The 20,375-nt window shown below is 34.8% G+C and carries 19 protein-coding genes; 6 read left to right on the forward strand and 13 right to left on the reverse strand.

Annotation, left to right across the window (positions count from 1 at the left end):
* Nucleotides 1-62: 62 nt before the first annotated feature.
* The 7 genes from AA088_RS16425 to AA088_RS16455 form a co-directional block, all read right to left on the reverse strand.
* Complete coding sequence (locus tag AA088_RS16425; protein ID WP_046746132.1) at nucleotides 63-863, reverse strand: sulfite exporter TauE/SafE family protein; 801 nt, start codon at nucleotides 861-863, stop codon at nucleotides 63-65.
* A 69-nt stretch (nucleotides 864-932) separates the two neighbouring features.
* Nucleotides 933-1,568: a Crp/Fnr family transcriptional regulator gene (locus tag AA088_RS16430; RefSeq protein WP_046746133.1), complete on the reverse strand. Its 636-nt coding sequence runs from the start codon at nucleotides 1,566-1,568 to the stop codon at nucleotides 933-935.
* A gap of 274 nt (nucleotides 1,569-1,842) precedes the next feature.
* Entirely contained in the window at nucleotides 1,843-2,469 is a 627-nt protein-coding gene (locus AA088_RS16435) for a carbonic anhydrase family protein (protein WP_046746134.1), read from the reverse strand.
* A gap of 15 nt (nucleotides 2,470-2,484) precedes the next feature.
* Nucleotides 2,485-3,309, reverse strand: coding sequence for a universal stress protein (locus tag AA088_RS16440; RefSeq protein ID WP_082106821.1), 825 nt, complete (start codon nucleotides 3,307-3,309; stop codon nucleotides 2,485-2,487).
* Between the two features lie 26 nt (nucleotides 3,310-3,335).
* Nucleotides 3,336-4,931: a SulP family inorganic anion transporter gene (locus AA088_RS16445; RefSeq protein WP_046746171.1), complete on the reverse strand. Its 1,596-nt coding sequence runs from the start codon at nucleotides 4,929-4,931 to the stop codon at nucleotides 3,336-3,338.
* Between the two features lie 172 nt (nucleotides 4,932-5,103).
* Nucleotides 5,104-5,433, reverse strand: a complete 330-nt coding sequence (locus AA088_RS16450) for a hypothetical protein (RefSeq protein WP_046746136.1) — start codon at nucleotides 5,431-5,433, stop codon at nucleotides 5,104-5,106.
* The gene (locus AA088_RS16455) at nucleotides 5,433-6,101 is read right to left on the reverse strand and encodes a TetR/AcrR family transcriptional regulator (protein WP_046746137.1); all 669 of its coding nucleotides are present in this window, start codon (nucleotides 6,099-6,101) and stop codon (nucleotides 5,433-5,435) included. The genes AA088_RS16450 and AA088_RS16455 overlap by 1 nt, the downstream gene beginning before the upstream one ends.
* 190 nt (nucleotides 6,102-6,291) lie before the next feature.
* On the opposite strand from AA088_RS16455, the gene era reads away from it, so the two are divergent.
* Nucleotides 6,292-7,176, forward strand: coding sequence for a GTPase Era (gene era, locus AA088_RS16460; RefSeq protein WP_046746138.1), 885 nt, complete (start codon nucleotides 6,292-6,294; stop codon nucleotides 7,174-7,176).
* A gap of 54 nt (nucleotides 7,177-7,230) precedes the next feature.
* Here era and AA088_RS16465 read toward each other — a convergent pair whose 3' ends face one another.
* Nucleotides 7,231-7,722, reverse strand: coding sequence for a hypothetical protein (locus AA088_RS16465; RefSeq protein WP_046746139.1), 492 nt, complete (start codon nucleotides 7,720-7,722; stop codon nucleotides 7,231-7,233).
* Nucleotides 7,723-7,947: 225 nt separating this feature from the next.
* Here AA088_RS16465 and der point away from each other — a divergent pair, with 225 nt between their 5' ends.
* The 5 genes from der to AA088_RS16490 all read left to right on the forward strand — a co-directional run bounded on the left by der (nucleotide 7,948) and on the right by AA088_RS16490 (nucleotide 16,956).
* A complete protein-coding gene (der, locus tag AA088_RS16470) occupies nucleotides 7,948-9,252 on the forward strand; it encodes a ribosome biogenesis GTPase Der (RefSeq protein ID WP_046746140.1) in 1,305 nt (434 codons plus the stop codon).
* A 27-nt stretch (nucleotides 9,253-9,279) separates the two neighbouring features.
* Nucleotides 9,280-9,732, forward strand: a complete 453-nt coding sequence (locus AA088_RS16475; RefSeq protein WP_046746141.1) for a DUF2750 domain-containing protein — start codon at nucleotides 9,280-9,282, stop codon at nucleotides 9,730-9,732.
* Nucleotides 9,733-9,899: 167 nt separating this feature from the next.
* Complete coding sequence (locus AA088_RS16480; RefSeq protein WP_046746142.1) at nucleotides 9,900-11,444, forward strand: choice-of-anchor I family protein; 1,545 nt, start codon at nucleotides 9,900-9,902, stop codon at nucleotides 11,442-11,444.
* 161 nt (nucleotides 11,445-11,605) lie between these two features.
* Nucleotides 11,606-14,377 (forward strand): outer membrane beta-barrel protein, encoded by a 2,772-nt coding sequence (locus AA088_RS16485; protein ID WP_046746143.1) that lies wholly within the window; start codon nucleotides 11,606-11,608, stop codon nucleotides 14,375-14,377.
* A gap of 194 nt (nucleotides 14,378-14,571) precedes the next feature.
* Nucleotides 14,572-16,956: a T9SS type B sorting domain-containing protein gene (locus AA088_RS16490; RefSeq protein ID WP_241483430.1), complete on the forward strand. Its 2,385-nt coding sequence runs from the start codon at nucleotides 14,572-14,574 to the stop codon at nucleotides 16,954-16,956.
* A gap of 100 nt (nucleotides 16,957-17,056) precedes the next feature.
* Here the strand turns inward: AA088_RS16490 and AA088_RS16495 are convergent, their stop codons facing one another.
* From AA088_RS16495 to AA088_RS16515, 5 genes are read right to left on the reverse strand one after another with little or no spacing between them, the layout of a single operon-like run.
* On the reverse strand, nucleotides 17,057-17,872 hold the full coding sequence (locus tag AA088_RS16495; RefSeq protein ID WP_157547305.1) for a TPM domain-containing protein: 816 nt from the start codon (nucleotides 17,870-17,872) through the stop codon (nucleotides 17,057-17,059).
* Nucleotides 17,872-18,312 carry a TPM domain-containing protein gene (locus tag AA088_RS16500; RefSeq protein ID WP_046746145.1) on the reverse strand — a complete coding sequence of 147 codons (441 nt, stop codon included), beginning with the start codon at nucleotides 18,310-18,312 and terminating at the stop codon, nucleotides 17,872-17,874. Before AA088_RS16500 ends, AA088_RS16495 begins: the two co-directional genes overlap by 1 nt.
* Nucleotides 18,313-18,332: 20 nt before the next feature.
* Nucleotides 18,333-18,923 carry a LemA family protein gene (locus AA088_RS16505; protein WP_046746146.1) on the reverse strand — a complete coding sequence of 197 codons (591 nt, stop codon included), beginning with the start codon at nucleotides 18,921-18,923 and terminating at the stop codon, nucleotides 18,333-18,335.
* Between the two features lie 49 nt (nucleotides 18,924-18,972).
* The gene (locus tag AA088_RS16510; RefSeq protein ID WP_046746147.1) at nucleotides 18,973-19,302 is read right to left on the reverse strand and encodes a MerR family transcriptional regulator; all 330 of its coding nucleotides are present in this window, start codon (nucleotides 19,300-19,302) and stop codon (nucleotides 18,973-18,975) included.
* A complete protein-coding gene (locus tag AA088_RS16515; protein WP_046746148.1) occupies nucleotides 19,302-20,276 on the reverse strand; it encodes a M23 family metallopeptidase in 975 nt (324 codons plus the stop codon). Before AA088_RS16515 ends, AA088_RS16510 begins: the two co-directional genes overlap by 1 nt.
* Nucleotides 20,277-20,375 lie beyond the last annotated feature (99 nt).

The raw sequence follows: 20,375 nt of genomic DNA on the forward strand, positions 1-20,375 counted from the left end.
TATAAGGTAAAATTATGAAAATCAATTGGGTGTCGCAGTAACTTAAGTTACAGAGGCTTTTTTTAAGATTGTTTTACAAAAAATTCCATGTAAAAAATAAAGATTGCCATCACAAAGATGAAATAGCCAAATCCTTTTTTGAGTTTTTTTCCATCAATAAAGTTTCCAAGATAACTTCCAATGAAGATACCTACAAGTGAAATTCCAGTAAAGATTGCTAAGAATTGCCAATCAATTTGCATGGTTAAGGCATCGCCTAAAAAGAAGCCTAAAAGAGATTTAAAAGCAATAATAATTAAAGATGTTCCGACAGCGACTTTCATTTGTACGTTTGCGAGGATAACCAATGCAGGAATGATTAAAAAACCACCACCAGCACCAATCATTCCTGTAATAGCACCTACTACAAGTCCTTCAATTAAAATAAGAGGATAATTATAAGATACATCTCCAGAATTTTTCTTTTCCTCACGATCTTTAAGCATTGAAAAAGCGGCAGGAAACATCAATAAGGCAAACAATCCGAACATGCCCATTCTTCGAGTAAAATCAAAATCTGAAATGGTAAATAGAACAGCTGGTAACGCAGGGACTACATAGTATCGAATAAGTGTTACACCTACAATAGCAGGAATTCCAAAAACGACTGCTGTTCGCCAATCTACATATCCTTTAAAATGCTGTTTCAATCCGCCAACAAGAGCGCTGGTTCCAACAATAAATAGCGAATATGCTGTGGCAATTTTTTCATTTACAGAAAAGAGATATGCTAATACAGGGACTGCTAAAATAGAACCGCCACCGCCAATAAGTCCAAGTGAAATTCCAATAATCAAGGCGCTAATGTAGCCAAGTATTTCCATAGTAATTCAATGTTTATCGGTGCAAACATACAGCACTCGAAACAATTGGGCAGTAACTAATGTTACAATTCAGTCTAAATTTATGACTTTAATATGGTTTCTGTGTAATTCGATACGCCCCATTTGCTCTAATTTTTTTAAAAGTCTCGAAATAACAACTCTCGAGCTGTGCAGGTCGTACGCAATTTCTTGATGTGTATTGTGAATTGTGTCAGAATTATTGATGCGAACTTTTTCTTTTAAATAATTAAGCAATCGTTGATCCATTTTTTCAAAAGCAACACTATCTAAAATATGCAGCACTTCATTGAGTCTTGTATGATAGCTTTGAAACACAAAATCACGCCACGACTTATATTTTGCAGTCCATTCTTCCATTTTTTGGACAGGCACCATAATCAACTTTGTATCTTTTTCGGCTACAGCTTTAATTTCACTTTTAGTTTGCCCCATACAACAATTCATAGTCATTGAACAGGTTTCCCCACTTTCCAAGTAATATAGTAGCAGTTCGTCGCCTTCTTTATCTTCGCGCATTACTTTAATGGCTCCCGAAATCAATAGAGGCATCCCACGTACATAATCGCCAATGGCCATCATGGTAAAACCTTCGGGAACTTCTTTAAAAGTTCCAACTTGTGCAATTTCTTGAAGCAAAGCTTCTTCAAAAAGGTGTCCGTAATGGTCTCTAAGTTCTTGAATCATATGGTAAGGTTTTAAAGTAGGTAACTTCAAAAAGATGCGTTACTAGCTATCAAAGTTATCATTTTCTTACGAAAACTTTGTAACCTATGTTACATCTATTCTATATTCTTCTTTATGAAAAAAAGAATAAAATGTAGGATAGAGGCTATGGTTGAGTTCATTTTTGCCAAAAAAAATAGCTAATATATTGTCCATATAAAAAAGCCAGCAGCATACAAGATACTACTGGCTTTAAAAATAAGCTAACTATTTTTCTTTTTCACCGTTCTATATACTAAAAGAACGTAACTTTTCCATTGCTAATATCGTACATACCACCAACAATTTTAATCTCGCCATCTTCCTCTAGTTCGGCTAGTACTGGACTTTGTTTACGAATGTTGTCAATAGTCATTTCTACATTTTTGATGGCAACATTATTTACAAATTCAATATTTTTTGAGTTACGCTGACTTTCATCTGTAGGTTCTGCTACAGCATCTACAGCAGGCTCAATTTTATTAATCAGTGAGGTTAAGTTTCCAAGTCGTGCATGGTCACAAGCACCTTTAATTGCTCCACAGCTTGTATGTCCAAGAACAACGATTAATTTTGTTCCTGCTAACTTACAAGCAAATTCCATACTTCCTAAAATATCTTCATTTACAAAATTTCCTGCAATACGGATACTAAAAATATCTCCCAAACCTTGATCAAATACAAGTTCTGCGGATACTCTCGAATCAATACAACTCAAGATAGTTGCAAAAGGAAACTGACCGTTTCGAGTATCATTTACTTGTTGTAAAAGGTTTCTATTGGCTTTTAAATTCTGTTGAAACCGTTCATTTCCTTGCATTAAAAATTGCAAAGACTTGTCGGGAGTCATGGTGGCTTGGGTTTCTTTTGTATGTGCTTTCATAGTGTTTAATTAGTGTTATTGTAGTTGAATAGATGATGTGTTTTTTACGATTAAGATTGGAACATTTATTTTGTGAATAGCTTCTTTAACACTACTTGTTATATGTTGCAATCGTTTGGTTGTATTTTTTGTTTCAGATTGAATATATAATAATTCGATATTATTTTTAGATACATAATCTGAAATTGTATTCATAACAGTGTTGCTATTTTCAAATTCATATGCGATTTCTTTTTCAGAAAAAGCGTTTGTATTTACGATCTCTTTTGAGTTACGAATATAAAAACGTTTTACCGGGTTTTTGCTAAGTTTTCTCAAATCATTCGCAATTCCACTAGGAAAAGCATCTGAAACCGTATGTAACATACCAAAAGACATCTTTTCTGAAGGTTGAATGGTTTTTTCTTTTCCGGAAATCAATACAGATCCATTAAATGTATCCAAAACAAATCTTGTAAAATGATCTTTTTGTAACTGAAACCACTTTTGGGTGCGTTTTCCGAGTACAATCATATCAGGTTGTATTTTCTCAATATAGGTTTTGGCTTCGTCTTTGAGATTTCCCAAAACACAATTAGTTTGAATGTGTACACCTGTATTTTTAAATGTTGTATGTACTAGTGACTTTAATTGTTGTTTTCTTCGAATACGTTCTTCGTCAATGCAACGCATAGCGGCAAGTTGATTTTCACACTCTGGAATATCTGAAGGACGAATTATATGAAAAACGTTCACAGTTCCATTGATAATCTTTGAAAGGTTGACAGCATTTTCCAAAGCCGCCTCACACGATCTAGAAAGATCTGTCAATACTAATAATGTATATTTAGATGTGTTCATAAGCTTACTATTTAGAAGTATATTGCTTAAGCAGTTTTAGGTCTAAGCTGAAAAAATTTGATAAAACTTGGAGGATTTTCCACTGTACCACGCTCTGAAATTAATTTGATATCAATATTTCTATTGTGCGCTTTTTCTGAGAAATCTTCTAAAATTTCAATAATGTCATTATCCAAGAAACGTGTTTTGCGAACATCAAGTTCTAAAAATGTATCTCTTGGTAAACTATCTAGTTCTTTTAAAATGGCTCCTTTATTGAAGAATGTAACTTCTTCTGCTAAAGTCATTTTAATACGATGTTTTCCGTTACTTTTATCTTCAATATGTAAAAAGTGAGAGTTTTGAAAACTTTTAATCAAAATTACCACAATTCCTACAGCAAGTCCGAGTCCAATTCCCCATAAAAGATCTATAAAGACAATTCCTAATACAGTTACAATAAACGGAACAAACTGTTTCCAACCAGCATTGTACATTTGCTTAAATAAAGAAGGTTTCGCTAATTTATATCCTACAATCAATAAGACTGCTGCGAGTACAGAAAGCGGAATCATATTTAGCAGCGTCGGAATCAAAATAATAGAAATCAATAATAAAAAACCATGAATAATAGCCGACATCTTGGTGCGTCCTCCCGATTGGATATTTGCTGAACTACGAACAATTACTTGGGTAATAGGTAACCCACCAATCAACCCGGAAAGAACATTTCCTGTTCCTTGTGCTAATAATTCTCTGTTGGTTGGTGTTACACGCTTTAGCGGATCTAACTTGTCTGTAGCCTCAACACACAATAATGTTTCTAAACTAGCCACTAGCGCAATAGTAAAACCAGTTACCCAAATATTATGGTCTGTAATAGCGGCAAAGTTTGGAAAACTAAATTGACCAATAAAAGAATCAAACCCATCAGGTACAGGAACATTTACCAAATGTTCTTGTGCAATACCATACGTATTGTTTCCTTGTGTTAGCACATAATAAATGATTCCCAATACAACAGCAACCAAAGGTCCTTGAATTAGTTGGAAAATTTTTCCTTTTTTAGATAAAACGGTATTCCATAAAATCAAGATTCCTAATCCAATAAATGCAATAATTGTTGCACCTAGACTGATATGATTTACTGAATTCAAGATTTCAGAAAAGGTGTTTTCTCCATCTACTTGAAAAAAGGCAAAATCACCTTCTGGATCAGCATCATATCCAAAAAAATGTGGAATTTGTTTTAAGATAATAATGATTCCGATACCTGTCAGCATCCCTTTAATTACCGATGATGGAAAGAAGTATCCAATAATTCCAAATCGAAGAATTCCAAAAAGAATTTGAATTACACCACCTATTACAACAGCAACCAAAAAGTTTTGGTATCCGCCCAATGCGGTGATAGCAACTAATACTATAGCGGCAAGTCCAGCGGCAGGACCACTTACGCCCACCTGAGAGCCACTAATGGCTCCTACAACAATACCTCCTACAATTCCGGCAATAAGACCAGAAAACAAAGGAGCGCCACTGGCTAAGGCAATTCCCAAACACAATGGGAGTGCTACAAAAAATACGACAATACTAGCGGGAAAATCCGCTTTTAAATTTTTAAAAGGATTTGAACTATTCATGATAGTAAGTGTTTTAGAGTTGAAATCAATGCGCAGTGCCTGTTCTTTCAACTCATAGTTAGCTTTTTTTAGGTTTAATAATGTGAGTGTTGCGAAAAATTCTTCATAAAAAAAGTGTGAGAATGGATACGAAGAAAAGTTCGGTCATGCTATGAAATAGCACAATAAGAGTTTAAGAAAATTCTGGAGGCGGAATCAAAATCTCCATAGTGTGTATAGTACACGGTCTTTGCACATAAAAGTGAGAATGGTACAAAGATAAATGTGTCATTACAGGAGTTATTTCAAGTGTGTCATATGTGACTTTTTCATCTTCTTCAATTGAATTTTCTACTTCTTCTTCTGTATCGTCGTCTGCATCGACATCAACATATTCATAGGAAGCATCTTCCGAAAAAATTGAAAAACTCTGAATAATAGGTTGTGATAAAAGCGCACATAACACCAACAAAAATGGAATTTGTTTCAAAAAGGATGTTATGTGTGGCCGCTTTTCAGTCATTACGTAATCACTTTAAAAACTAGGTCTGTGTAAAAATTCACAATAGTGTCTTTGCCTTCTTTTACATCGGTTAATGATGGCAAATGTTTTGAAAAATAGCGTTGTTGATGCGCACCTTCAATCACAGTTGAAATTAACATGTGAGGAAACTCAAAATCAGGGTTGATATCAGTAACCATTGAACTAACACGTTGAACGACGCGCTTGTATACGCTATAATATCCTTTTTCATTTTCGCTATCAATATCTTTCGTATGATATGCTTTTGAAGACTCAGCGATGATAATTCTATTCAAAATAATTTCATTGATATATGAAAAAGAATTGTCAACATCGGTTTTTCGTGTGAGTATATTGATAGCTGCGGCTAATTTTTCTTCTTTTGACTGAATGTTGTTTGTTGCAAATACAAGTTTGTATTCTACCCAACTCCAATACCAGCAAAGCAAATACACCAATAACATGTGCTTACTTTCAAAATAACGATATATGGAGCTTTCGTTGGATCCAATAGATTTTCCTAACTTTTTAAAGGTAAATGCTTCAAAACCGAGTTCATCAATCATCTCAATACTACGCGAAACGATTTTCTTTCCCAGTTCAGATGACTCAGGGTTTTTAGTGTATAATTCTTCACTAATAACAATATGTACTTGTAAAAATTCCATAGGTGTATAAATACAAATATAATAGTATTACTATCAAAAAAAAGAAGTTTAACTCTTTTTTAGTTAAAAAACTAACATTTTAGGAGAGTTGTTCAAGGTAAAATTCAAAAAAGTGAACAATAAAAGCATTTGAGTTACTTTGCTGCGTTTATAATATGTATTTTTGTAAACTCAAAATTAACACAAGAAGATGGCGCACAAAGCAGGATTTGTAAACATTATTGGAAACCCAAATGTAGGGAAATCAACATTAATGAACGCATTTGTAGGAGAGAAACTTTCTATTATTACTTCCAAAGCACAAACTACTCGTCATCGAATTCTAGGGATTGTTAATGGAGACGATTTTCAAGTGGTACTGTCTGATACACCTGGAATCATAAAGCCAGCATATGAATTGCAGTCATCTATGATGGACTTTGTAAAGTCGGCATTTGAAGATGCTGACGTGTTGATTTACATGGTAGAAATAGGTGAAAAAGAATTAAAGGATGAGGCTTTTTTTAAAAAAATCATTCACAGTAAGATACCAGTATTATTACTGCTTAATAAAATAGACAAGTCATCACAAGAAGAACTTGAAGAACAAATGCAACTTTGGAAGGAAAAAGTGCCAACAGCAGAAATTTACCCAATTTCAGCACTAGAAAATTTCAATGTATCGCAAGTCTTCAATCGGATTATTGAATTATTACCAGAATCGCCAGCATTTTATCCAAAAGATCAACTTACTGACAAACCTGAGCGTTTCTTTGTCAATGAAACCATTCGTGAAAAGATTCTATTGAATTATAAAAAAGAAATTCCATATGCAGTTGAGGTTGAAACCGAAGAATTTTTTGAAGAAGATGATATTATTCGTATTCGTTCAGTGATTATGGTAGAACGCGAAACGCAAAAAGGAATTATCATAGGTCATAAAGGAAGTGCAATTAAAAATGTAGGAACACAAGCGCGTAAAGACCTAGAAAAATTCTTTGGAAAACAAATTCACATCGAACTCTACGTAAAGGTGAACAAAAACTGGCGTAGTGATGCTAGACAATTGCGACGTTTTGGGTATAGTGGGAAATAAGTACTTAGTATAAGAATTTTTCAGATACATAAAATAGGGTTCAAACAGATAAGTTTAATCTTGTATCGTTTGGTGAAGGAATTGCCATAATTCTTTCATTTCGGGAGTTCCTGTTGCTCTTCCCCAACGACCTGCAAAATACAACAAGAACCAGATAATAACCATGAATACCATCAGGGAAACTTGTATGGCATAAGAAGTTTTTAAAGCCGCATTAGAGTATGCCCACACGCCAAAGCCAATAAACAAACAAGCCACTAAAAAATGTAGAAACATAAAAAAAGTCCATACAGTAGGACTCGGACCAAAAAGGCCATATAGTTCGCAAGTATGATTGTCAATTTCATCCACTTCAACATGCAATTGTGGTGACCAAAAGTGATGTCGTTCTCTTGGAATTTTAATAAACACGTGATTGTCAATACGAGAAACCACAAAATCCTTTTGTGTTTTCTTTGTAGCTTCCAAACGATGCAACAGTGTTTGTTGAGGCATTGAAATAACCTTCTTAAAGCGCGGTCGCAGTACAATTTCTTCGATACTCATACACGTACTATTTACAGCAGTTTTAAAACTAGTATATTTTTAAGAAACAAATACTGATATATATCAGTAACAAAAATGATAAAAATAGTCATAATAAACACGCATATATTACGATGAAAGCTATCACAGAATTATTCATATAAAAACAAATAACAAAAGACTTACTTCAAATTCTTTTTTACTCACAAACAGAAAACGTACCTTTGCAGGCACAAAAAGAACGAAATGAGTAATATAGTAGCTATTGTAGGAAGACCAAATGTTGGAAAATCAACCTTGTTCAATCGTCTAATTAAACGAAGAGAGGCCATTGTAGATTCTGTAAGTGGTGTAACACGCGATAGACATTATGGAAAGTCAGACTGGAACGGAAAAGAGTTTTCGTTGATTGATACAGGTGGCTACGTAGTTGGAAGCGATGATATCTTTGAACAAGAAATTGATAAACAAGTAGAATTAGCAATTGATGAAGCAGATGCGATTCTTTTTGTAGTTGATGTAGAAGCAGGAGTAACAGGAATGGATGAAGAAGTTGCCAATTTGTTACGGCGTGTGGACAAGCCAGTATTACTTATTGTAAACAAAGTAGATGCTGCCAATCGTTTGCACGATGCTACAGAATTTTACTCATTAGGTTTAGGGAAATACTATCCGATTGCAAGTATTAATGGAAGTGGCACAGGCGATATGCTCGATGCTTTAGTAGAAGCGCTTCCAGAAGTAGAAGAAAAGGAAGAAGAAAATCTGCCACGTTTTGCTGTTGTGGGGCGACCAAATGCCGGTAAATCGTCTTTAATAAATGCATTAATAGGTGAAGATCGTTACATTGTAACCGACATTGCAGGAACTACCCGTGATGCGATTGATACGAAATACAATCGTTTTGGATTTGAATTCAATCTAGTAGATACTGCCGGAATCCGAAGAAAAGCCAAAGTAAAAGAAGATTTAGAATTTTACTCAGTCATGCGCTCCATTCGTGCTATTGAACACAGTGATGTATGTTTATTAGTAGTAGATGCTACGAGAGGATTTGATTCTCAAGTGCAAAACATTTTTTGGTTAGCGGAAAAAAATCATAAAGGAATTGTCATCTTAGTGAATAAGTGGGATTTGGTTGAAAAAAGTACCAACACAGTCAAAGAATTTGAAAAACACATTCGCGAGAAAATAGAACCTTTTACAGATGTACCAATCGTATTTATTTCAGCATTAACTAAACAACGTATCTTTAAGGCTATTGAAACAGCTGTAAATGTATATAAAAGTCGTTCTAACCGAATTGCAACGAGCAAACTGAACGATACCATGTTGCCAATCATTGAAAATACACCGCCTCCTGCATACAAAGGAAAATACATTAAAATTAAATTCTGTACACAACTGCCAACTAATTACCCACAGTTTGCATTCTTTGCCAATTTGCCGCAGTACATTCGTGATCCGTATCGACGATTTATTGAAAATAAACTCCGCGAACACTTTGACTTTACAGGAGTTCCTGTTCAAGTATACTTTAGAAAGAAATAAAACGTAATTAAATTTTTTAAAATCGAGTTGCAAAATACGATTACGCTTAAAGAACGATACTTGAAGTTTGTAAAAACGATTTCAGATTCTGAAATCGTCTACGGTTTAAAAAATAAAAAAGGATTTGCTACATCCTCTTCTACACAATATGTAGAGGAAGATGGAAGCCCAATAGGTATATTGTGTTTTTGGTCAGAAAAAGTACGTGCCAAGTCTTGTGCTAAAGAGGAATGGAAAAAATATAAAACAGTTGAAATTCCTTTGCCTGAATTCATAGAAAATTGGTGTATCGGAATGGCAAATGATGGACTTTTAACGGGAATACAGTTTGATCAAAATCTATTTGGATATGAAGCAGAACCTTTAGAGCTGCTTTTGGACATAACAACTGAATTGCGATTGCTTGGAAAGGATTTAAGCCTGAGAAAATTTAAGGGAATTGATGATATAGAAAACCAAGTAAAGGAAGCAATCGAGTAAAATATAAAAACTAAAAACTTGAAGGTAAACTTGCTATTAAACCGTTGTTAACTTTTCTAAAAATTCTTTACAATAACTTTTCAAAAGAAACATAATTCAATCATCTTTCACTAACGTTCGGATAAAATACGAGGTTCACTTTTGTTGAAATAAACATAAATCAACATATGAAAACCTTAAAGCAAACCTTGTTGGCGGCGGCAATTATCTGTACTTTAAATAGTTGTGAAAATGATGATAATTCAGTAGGAATTCCGCCAGTTAACACTTCCGTAAATTTTCAATACAAAAATACCATTACTGTTGGAGGAGAAGGAGCTGCTGAAATTTCAGCATTTGATCCGACTACAAACAAATTATTTACGGTAAATACGGAAATGGATCAAATTTCAGTATACGATCTATCTAATATCAATGCACCTGTTATGGGAACACCAATAGATGTTAGTAGTTTTGGAGCTCCCAACAGTGTGGCAGTAAACAACGGAAAATTAGCAATTGCTGTTGAAGCAAGTAACAAGCAAGCTGCAGGAAAAGTATATGTATACAATACAGCAGATAATTCACTAGCTAATGAATATATGGTAGGCTCATTGCCAGATATGGTAACTTTTACAAAAGATGGCAATTACATTTTATCGGCTAATGAAGGTGAGCCAAATGCCGATTATACAATCGACCCTAATGGAACGGTAAGTATAATTGATCTTATAAATAATAATGTAACTACGTTAGATTTTACTGCATTCAACTCTCAAGAAGCTACTTTAGAAGCACAAGGATTTAGAGTATTTGGTCCTAATGCAAACCTAGCAGCAGATGTAGAACCAGAATACATTACCGTATCAGAAGATTCACAATATGCTTGGGTTTCTTTACAAGAAAACAATGGAATTGCACGTATCAACCTTCTTACCAAAACAATTGAAGCAATCTATCCATTGGGATTTAAAGATTATAGTGTAGCAGGAAACGCTATTGATGCAAGTGATAAAGACAATGTGAATGAATTGAAAACTTGGCCTGTGTACGGAATATACCAACCAGATGCAATAACTTCTGTAAACATCAACGGAACAGACTATGTTATTTCCGCCAATGAAGGCGACTCTAGAGAGTATGAAGGCATGCCTGGATATGTAGGAGAAAGCAGAGTAAAAGACTTGGTCCTAGACGAGACTGCTTTTCCAGCTTCTGAAAACTATCAAGACAATGAAAACATAGGACGATTAAAAGTCGCAATAGATATAGGTGATACTGATGGTGATGGCGATTATGATAAACTATACAATTATGGGGCGCGTTCATTCAGTATATGGTCTGCCGATGGAAACTTAGTATACGATAGTGGAAATGAAATATCAACCCGTGTATTAGCAGAAACACCTGAACGTTTTAACTGGGATTGGGAAGATGATGCAACCGATAAAAGAAGTGATGATAAAGGAGCAGAGCCAGAAACTGTAGAAGTTTTAAATATTGGAAACGAACGCTATATTTTATTTGTAGGTCTTGAACGAAATAGCCAAGTTATGGTATATGATATCACCAATCCAACGGCACCACAATTTTTGCAAATCTTGCAACGCAGTACTGATTATGCACCAGAAGGAGTTTTGGTAGTAAAGGCAGAAGATAGTCCAACAGGAAAAGCATTACTTATTATATCATATGAAGATAGTGGAACCGTTTCTATCTACGAGAACCAATAAATAACCAATCTACATCTAAGTAAAACGCTTCTAAGTATCGTACATTCAGAAGCGTTTTCTCTTTTTAAGAAATCGTCTGAGCTTTTTATGATTATTTTAATAATAAATAAGCTTTTTTTCTGTTTGTTTGTTTAACAAAACCGATTATCAATCAGAAAAAAATGAATAAACCATTTAATGTACTACTGATATCTTTTATCAGTTCTCTTACCTTTTTATTGCATGCGCAAGAATACGAAATCAAAGGAAAAATTGTTGACAAGGCAGCTCAAACACCATTAGAGTCTGCCACTGTATATTTACAAACAATCAAAGATTCTACATTGGTTACCTATACTATTAGTGATAAGAATGGAAACTTTGAGTTGGCTGCGAGAACAGAATTTAAAGAGCTCAATTTATTTGTAACCTTCAATGGGTTTAAAACATACCTGCAAAAAATTACTCTAGATAAATCAGTAATCACGATTCCTGAAATTTCTATGGAGCTTGCTTCTAATGAGTTGGATGCTGTGCAAATTACAGCGATAAAAGCACCTGTTACAGTAAAAAAAGATACATTAGAATTCAATGCAGATTCATTTAAAGCACGACCAGACGCTACCGTAGAAGACTTGATTAAAAAGCTGCCTGGTGTTGAAGTAGACAGTGATGGAAAAATCAAGGTCAATGGGAAAGAAGTAAACAAAGTATTGGTAAACGGAAAACCGTTTTTTGGTAATGATCCGAATATTGCTACCAAAAACTTAACAAAAGAAATTGTAGATAAAATACAAGTAACAACTACTAAAAGTGAATCTGAAGAATTTACTGGAAAACAAGGCACTTCAGAAGAACAAACAATAAACATAGAACTCAAGAAAGATCAAAACAAAGGTTTTTTTGGGCGTGCAACCATTAGTGGAGGTACAGATGAGCGTTATGCGTTGAGCGGTATTGGAAATTACTTTAATGATAAGCAACGACTGAGTGTTTTGGCAGGTAAAAATAACATCAATAGTTCTGGATTTAGCTTTGATGAAATCTTTGATATGATGGGACATGCCGGCGGAGGCGTGAACTTTAATAGCAATGGTTCGTTTTCTGTTGGAGGTGTTGGTTTTGGGGGAGGACAAGGAATTACGACTTCTACAAATGCAGGCGCTAGTTTTGTTGATGAATATAAAGACAAAACAGAAGTAATCGCAGATTATTTCTTTTCCCGTGCCGATTCTGAAAATGAGAGTAGAGTAGAACGTGAAAATATTTTACCTGATGGAAGTTTCTTTACCAATTCGCGTAGTACATTTTTAAGTAGAAGCGATAGTCATAGAGCGAGTACAGAATTACAATTTGAGATTGATTCAACTCTTAAGGTAGTAGTTGCGCCAACATTTCGTTTTTCTGAAGGAGAAAATTTTTCATCGCGAAATGAAGAATCTCTTGATGATGAAGGAAACCTCTTAAACCAAGGAACTTCACAAAACCGAACAGATGCAGAGCGTCGTAACTTTTCTGGAGATATAGACGTAATCAAAAAGTTTGGAAGCAAAGGAGCATACCTCCGATTAAGTACAAATGGAAACTTTGTGAACAATGATTCCGAAAATTTCTTGAATACAACAAATGAAATTTTTGGTACCTCTCCTTCTACCGAAACAAGAGATCAGTTTACTACAACCCATACCAAGGAGAATAGCGTATCAGCAGATGTTGAATATCGTATTCCTCTTAAAGGAAAACTGTTTTTAGACTTAAATTATACTTTTACTAATAGAAGTGAGCGTAACGACAGGCGCGTATTTGACTTTGATAATACCTCCAATGCGTATGATGATTTCAATGCTACCTTAAGTTCAGATTTAAAGGTAAACTTTCAAACTCATTCACCTAAAATTGGAGTGAACTATGAAACTGAGAAATTATATTTGAGTTTCAATACAGGATTGCTTTTCTCAGAACTTGAAAACAAGGAGTTTGTGCAAAATACAACGGTTCGTTCTACATTCTCAGATATAAACATCAATAGCTACATGCGCTATCGTATCAAACAAGGAATGAGTCTTTCATTCAATTACAATACAAGTTCTCAATCGCCAACAGCTCAACAATTGCAACCGGTTGCAGATGTTAGTAATCCATTAAATATCATTGTTGGTAATCCTAATCTGAATCGAGAATTTAACCATCGATTTTATGTGAATTTTAATAACTACGACTTTAAAAGCAAAAGCGGTTTCTTCTCATGGATTTCTGCGGGATTTACGAATGATAGAATAGTTCCTCTATCTACAACAGATGAAAATAGAATCAGAACTACAACCTATACCAATGTAAGTGGCGTTTACAGAGTAAATGGAGGTTCATCATATAGCAAGACTATTAAAAAAGACAGTACTTCTTTGCGTTTCAGAGTCGGATTCTATGGAAATTTCAATAAAGAATTCAACTTTAGTAATGGGGTTAAATTTTCTACTGAACGCAGTACAATTACACCAAACGTTCGTTTTACGTACAACTTCAAAGAATTATTGGAAATTGAACCAAATTATAGAGTAGGACTCAACACGATTCGATACAGCTTGGATAACCTAAATAATGAAAGCTATCAAAATCACACAGTATCTTTAAAAACAACGACATTTTGGCCTAAAAATATTGTATTTGGTAATGACATTCAGTACACATACAATACCAATGTTGCTCCCGGATTTGATAGGAGTGCTTTGTTTTGGAACATGAGTTTGGGAGTGAAAATTTTAAAGGAAAAAGGAACAATTAAACTTTCTGCGTATGACTTGTTGAACCAAAACATCAATACAAGACGTACGATTACTGCCGATTATATTCAAGATGCTCAAAGTACAGTACTACAGCGTTACTTCATGTTAGGATTTACCTATAAACTTAGTAAGGTAGGAGGTAATAGTAGCGGCGGAGTAGAATTCTTTTAAAATCAATGAAATCATAAAAAATAGTTTCTTTCTGTGTATTTGAGCAAACATTTAAAATAAAATTTTACTACTACAACGTTGTAGTTAAGGAAAACAAATACACTAGTCTGTTACAACGTATAAAAAAATGTATTTTTGAGAAGAACATACGTATGAATATGCGCTTCTGGGTACATTTTTTTAGAATTTTTTTGATGCTCTTTGCTGTAGCTAATGTGAAGGCACAAACTCCGCCAACAATTTCTGCACAAGGTGACCAGCAGTATTGTGGAGACATGCCAATGTTTATAGCGATGAATGTTTCAATCACGGATCCAGATCCGCAAGATACAACTTTGCCTATAGTATATATTCAAATTTCAGAAGGGTATAGCAACGGACAAGATGTGCTTTCTCTTACAGGAAGTCATCCTAATATTGATGCTTTTTGGACACCAGATCTTGGACGATTGGCATTGGTAGGTCCTGCAACCTTTGCAGAATATGAAGCTGCCATTGAAGCGGTTGCTTTTAGCACTACACAAACCAACTTTACCGAAGATAAATTCTTTTCAATCAATTTGGGAGATGCTAATTATTTACCATCTACAGGACATTATTATTTTTATGTGCAAGATGCTGGAATTACGTGGACAGATGCACGAATAGCTGCGGAGTCTCAAACCTATTTTGGACTACAAGGATATCTTGCAACATTAACTACTGCGGAAGAAGCTGCACTAGCAGGTTCGCAAAGTTCTGGAACAGGATGGATTGGAGCTTCTGATAGCGATCAAGAAGGTACTTGGAAATGGGTTACGGGTCCTGAGGCAGGAACAATTTTTTGGATTGGAGAAGTAAATGGAACTCCTCAAAATGGAGCGTATACTTTCTGGAATACAGGAGAGCCAAATAATTTTCAAGGAGAACACTATGCGCATATCACCGATCCAAGTGTGGGTCTGTTAGGATCATGGAACGATTTGCCAAATGTAGGATCAACAGATCCAAATAATCCGTATCATCCGCAAGGATATGTAGTAGAATTTGGAGGAATGCCGGGAGAGCCAGCAATTAATTTATCGGTCAGTACACGAATTGAAACTCCTAAGTCTGTAATAACAGAAGCATCTAATTGCGGACCTACAACGTTGACATTGAGTGTCGAAACCAATACAGATAGCGTGTTATGGTATGAATCTGCAACAGCAAATATGCCTGTTCATATAGGAACGCACTATACTGTTGCCATAACTGAAACTACTACATACTGGATATTTCCTGCTTTTTCAGGTTGTACAAATGGCGCAAGAATTCCCGTTATAGCAACCATTTTTGAGCTTCCTGAAACACAAGATATTACGATTGTTCAATGTGGAGCAACTAACGGAACAACAATTTTTAATTTATTTGAGTATAGTGAAGACGTTTCGGCGGGAATCATAGCTAATAGACAAGTTCGATATTATGAAGATAGTACATTAACACAGGAAATTACTACAAGTGCTTATACAAATACATCAAATCCGCAAACAGTATATGCCAAAGTAACAGACTTGGTTTCAGGTTGTGAAAATACAGCTGAAGTTACTTTGGAAGTAGAATCAAATGCAGTGTCTAATGCTATTATTACTGCTTGCGATACGGCAGATGAACTAGGGTTTACTGAATTTGACTTGTCGCTTGCAGATGCACAAATCATTAATGGATTGCCCGCTAATGTCGCTGTAACTTATTATGAAACATTAGCAGACGCATTAGTATTGGAAAATCCTCTTTCTAGTCCATTTACCAATACAATAGCTAACACACAGACTATTTTTGCGCGTGTTTCATTAGATGGGAATTGTTACGGAATTGGAGAAGTTTTACTTTTTGTAAACAATTTGCCTCCAATAGATACTTCGGAAACAGTATATTATTGCTTAAACTCAGCACCGCAGTTAGTTACTCTAGAAAGTGGAATCACTCAAAACATTGCTAATTATACATTTTTATGGTCAACTGGGGAAATGACACCAACAATCCAAGTCAATGAGTTAGGAAGTTATTCAGTAAAAGTTACGGAAGTTGATGGATGTAGTAAAACGAAAACAGTAGTTGTAGAACCTTCCAATATAGCTTCTATAGAGAATATTTTAGTTCAAGATATCTCTCATCCTAATATCATTACGGTGTTAGTATCAGGAGAAGGGACATATGTGTATGCTTTAGATAATCCCAACGCAATTTATCAAGAATCGAATGTTTTTGAAAATGTTTCTGCTGGATTTCATACGGTTTATGTAAAGGATATTAAAAACAATTGTGGTATTGTGGATGAAGTGGTAGCTGTAATTGGTTATCCTAAGTTTTTTACTCCAAACAATGATGGTATAAACGACACATGGCAACTTAAAGGAGTCTCAACAATATTTCGTAACAATACACGTGTATTTATCTACAATCGTTTTGGAAAATTACTTCGAGTCTTAATCAACACAGATGATGTTTGGGACGGAACCATTAAAGGAAAGTCTATGCCTTCGGGTGATTATTGGTTTTCTGCAAGTTTACCTGATGGACGTGTTTTTACAGGACATTTTACATTGAAAAGGTAGTTCTCTTTTTATTATAAAAAGGAAAAGTAAGTTGTAGTCTTCACTAAGAATACAGATTTGCAAAATAAAGTAAGTGTATAGCTTGTGGAGTTTATAAGAGTTACCAACTTCCTCCAGCACCACCACCACTGAATCCGCCGCCGCCAAAACCGCCACCAAATCCGCCTCCGCCGCCGAAGCCGCCACCGCCACTTCCACTGCCAAAGGAACCTTTTCCGAGATTGCTGAGGATGATAATGTCTAATAAGTCACTTCCCGTAGTGCCTCTGCCTCCACGGTTATTTCCACCACCATTTCGTTTGCTATTCCCCAAAATAGAAATAAGCACAATAAAAAAGATAATTAAGAAAATAATAACACCTATAGGTAATTCTTCACTAGAGGTTTTTCGTGTTCCTGTAAACTTCCCCTCAAGGGCTTCAATAATGCTATCAACACCTTCGTTCAAACCACCATAATAATCACCTCTTTTAAAATAAGGAATAATACGATTTCTGGTAATTTGTCCAACAATTCCTGCTGTCAATGTGTTTTCTGCACCATATCCTGGAGATATCCATATTTTTCGATCGTTAACTGCCAAAACCACCATGACGCCGTTGTCTTTTCCTTTTTGTCCTACACCCCATTTATGCCCCCATTCAGGTGTGAGCATACCAATACTTTCTCCTTTGGTTGACTCGATAATGGCAATAACAATTTGAGTAGAGGTTGTGTCAGAATATTTAATGATTTTATTTTCAAGAGAAGCCTTTTCAGAGCGATTCAATAACCCTGCATAATCATATATAGCATCTGGATTTGCTTTGGTAGGCTTTGGCGGAATGTCAAATTGCGCATGCGCAACATTCAAAAAAAGCAATCCAATAATGCAAATGAATGTAGATAAGTAATTGATCTTTTTAGTAATGAACATTAGCCTCTTGAAATTTCGTTTGGTAGTTCGTTTTCGTCAGTATCAGCATCCCAAGGAAAGTGTTTTTGTAGTTCTAGTCCAGCCTGCAAAACACCTTCTATGAGTCCTTGTTTAAAATTGCCTTGTTTGAATTGGTTACGCATGGCATCACGAGTACTATCCCAAAATCCCTTTGGAACTACATTATTGATGCCTTCATCTCCATAAATTACAAATGTTTTATCACTTACAGCGACATAAATGAGTACACCATTTCGCAATCGTGTATTGTCCATTTTTAGCAAATGAAATACTTCTAGCGTACGATTAAACGTATCCATATCGGTATGATTTTCAATATGAACGCGGATTTCGCCAGAAGTACTTCGTTCTGCTTTTCTGATAGCAGCTATGATTTCTTCTTCTTCCTTAGCGGACAGGAAATCTTCTACTTTAGACATAGTTTTTTGTTTTTTGCTCTTTATTGAAAGTCAAATTCAACATCTGGAGCTTTTTCAGAACCAGAATCAGCCTTAAATCGAGCCATTTCATCAAAGCCAAATACGCCTGCTACTAGATTGTTAGGGAATGTTTTTGTCGCTTTGTTGTAATTATTTACGGCAGCATTAAAACGGTTTCTAGATGTACGAACTGAGTTTTCAGTACTAGCCAATTCGTCTTGTAGTTTTAAAAAGTTTTGATTTGCTTTCAGGTCAGGATAACGCTCTACAGTCACTAATAATCGAGAAAGAGCACTTGATAAACCTGCTTGTGCTTCTTGGAATTTTGCCATGTTTTCTGGCGTTAAGTTGTCGGCATTGATTTGCGTTTGAGTAGCTTTTGCTCTAGCTTCAATTACGTCAGTCAATGTTTTTCTCTCAAAGTCAGCAGCACCTTTTACGGTTTTTACTAAATTTCCAATAAGGTCGTTTCTACGTTGATATTCACTTTCTACATTCGACCATGAAGTTTTAGCATCTTCTCTTAAAATCACCATGCTATTGTATTTGGTGTAAGCAAAAATTGCTAACGCTGCAAGAATGACAAGGATAATTACTGTTTTTTTACTCATAATTATTCAAATTTAATGTATTACTATAGTATTGTTATTGGTTAAAACGTTACAGATTATCTTTAATTTTTACAAGTTCTGCACGTATCAGTTGTAATTTACGAATAATCTCAAAATTGGAAAGTGTTTTTTTCTTTTCTTCTTTTAAGTGCACTTTAGCACCTTCAAGTGTAAATCCGCGTTCTTTTACTAAATGGTAGATAAGTTCGAGGTTTTTAATATCTTCAGGAGTAAATTTTCGATTCCCTTTAGCATTTTTTTTAGGTTGTATTACATCAAATTCTTTTTCCCAAAAACGAATTAAAGATGCATTGACACCAAAAGCTTTGGCTACTTCTCCTATACTATAATATAATTTTTCAGGTAGATCAATATGCATTAGTCAAGCGATTGATTCTGTTTAGCAGCATTCTTTAATAATTCTTCAAACTCTATAGGAGATAAGTTTCCGTAATAGAAATTAATAGGATCGATCTTTTCTCCATTTTTATGTATTTCGTAATGTAAGTGTGGTGCTTGTGAACGACCTGTACTTCCTACAAACCCTATCAAATCACCACGTTTTACTTTAGTTCCTTGGCGAACGTTATATTTGCTCAAGTGCGCATACAAAGATATGTATCCATATCCATGATCAATACGAATATGCTTTCCAAAACCAGAAGAAGAATTGTCTGCTCGAATCACAACACCATCGCCTGAAGCGTACACAGGAGTCCCTCTTGGAGCGGTAAAGTCCATTCCCCAATGCATTTTTCTAGCTTTTGTAAACGGATCATTTCGCATACCGTATCCAGAAGCCATACGAGTAAGATTTTCATTATTTACAGGTTGAATAGCAGGAATTGAGGCAAGAAACTTTTCTTTATCTTCTGCCAATTTTGCAATCTCATCTAATGATTTTGACTGAACAATCAAGCGTTTTTGTAATTTTTCCAGTTGTTTGGTTGTGGAAATTAGCAACTCTGAGTTGTCATAATTGTATAACGCTTCGTAACGGTTTACACCACCAAAACCAGCATTTCGTTGTTCCTCAGGAATTGGATTTGCTTCAAAATACAATCGGTAAATATTATTATCGCGCTCTTCAATATTTTCTAAAACAGATTCGGCTTGTTCAATTTTTTTATTCAATAAATCATATTGAAGTTTCATTTGAGCCAGCTCACGTTTTAAAACTTTTTCATTTGGAGTTTCTAAAGGAGTATAAAAAAACAAAGTAAACAGTAAAATAGAACATAAAATAACAGAAGCTATATACAATAAAATAAAGCCAACTTTACGACCGCGCTTGGTTTCAATCTTACGGTAGGACAATGTTTCTGAATCGTAATAATATTTTACCTTACTCATTACTTAAATTATACTATTTTTGTACAGATTTCTCGTGAAAAGTTAGCACGATGAATTTGTAAAACAAACAAATATAGCTATTGTTTTACAGTTTAAAGA

The sequence above is a fragment of the Kordia zhangzhouensis genome (assembly GCF_001005305.1).
In the GTDB taxonomy this organism is placed as follows: Bacteria; Bacteroidota; Bacteroidia; order Flavobacteriales; family Flavobacteriaceae; genus Kordia; species Kordia zhangzhouensis.

Coding starts and splice junctions, on each gene's coding strand:
- AA088_RS16425 (WP_046746132.1), bottom strand. CDS start 863: ATGGAAATACTTGGCTACATTAGCGCCTTGATTATTGGAATTTCACTT.
- AA088_RS16450 (WP_046746136.1), bottom strand. CDS start 5,433: ATGACTGAAAAGCGGCCACACATAACATCCTTTTTGAAACAAATTCCA.
- AA088_RS16485 (WP_046746143.1), top strand. CDS start 11,606: ATGAATAAACCATTTAATGTACTACTGATATCTTTTATCAGTTCTCTT.
- AA088_RS16440 (WP_082106821.1), bottom strand. CDS start 3,309: ATGAACACATCTAAATATACATTATTAGTATTGACAGATCTTTCTAGA.
- AA088_RS16495 (WP_157547305.1), bottom strand. CDS start 17,872: ATGTTCATTACTAAAAAGATCAATTACTTATCTACATTCATTTGCATT.
- AA088_RS16455 (WP_046746137.1), bottom strand. CDS start 6,101: ATGGAATTTTTACAAGTACATATTGTTATTAGTGAAGAATTATACACT.
- AA088_RS16505 (WP_046746146.1), bottom strand. CDS start 18,923: ATGAGTAAAAAAACAGTAATTATCCTTGTCATTCTTGCAGCGTTAGCA.
- AA088_RS16465 (WP_046746139.1), bottom strand. CDS start 7,722: ATGAGTATCGAAGAAATTGTACTGCGACCGCGCTTTAAGAAGGTTATT.
- AA088_RS16435 (WP_046746134.1), bottom strand. CDS start 2,469: ATGAAAGCACATACAAAAGAAACCCAAGCCACCATGACTCCCGACAAG.
- der (WP_046746140.1), top strand. CDS start 7,948: ATGAGTAATATAGTAGCTATTGTAGGAAGACCAAATGTTGGAAAATCA.
- AA088_RS16515 (WP_046746148.1), bottom strand. CDS start 20,276: ATGAGTAAGGTAAAATATTATTACGATTCAGAAACATTGTCCTACCGT.
- AA088_RS16500 (WP_046746145.1), bottom strand. CDS start 18,312: ATGTCTAAAGTAGAAGATTTCCTGTCCGCTAAGGAAGAAGAAGAAATC.
- AA088_RS16430 (WP_046746133.1), bottom strand. CDS start 1,568: ATGATTCAAGAACTTAGAGACCATTACGGACACCTTTTTGAAGAAGCT.
- AA088_RS16480 (WP_046746142.1), top strand. CDS start 9,900: ATGAAAACCTTAAAGCAAACCTTGTTGGCGGCGGCAATTATCTGTACT.
- era (WP_046746138.1), top strand. CDS start 6,292: ATGGCGCACAAAGCAGGATTTGTAAACATTATTGGAAACCCAAATGTA.
- AA088_RS16490 (WP_241483430.1), top strand. CDS start 14,572: ATGCTCTTTGCTGTAGCTAATGTGAAGGCACAAACTCCGCCAACAATT.
- AA088_RS16510 (WP_046746147.1), bottom strand. CDS start 19,302: ATGCATATTGATCTACCTGAAAAATTATATTATAGTATAGGAGAAGTA.
- AA088_RS16445 (WP_046746171.1), bottom strand. CDS start 4,931: ATGAATAGTTCAAATCCTTTTAAAAATTTAAAAGCGGATTTTCCCGCT.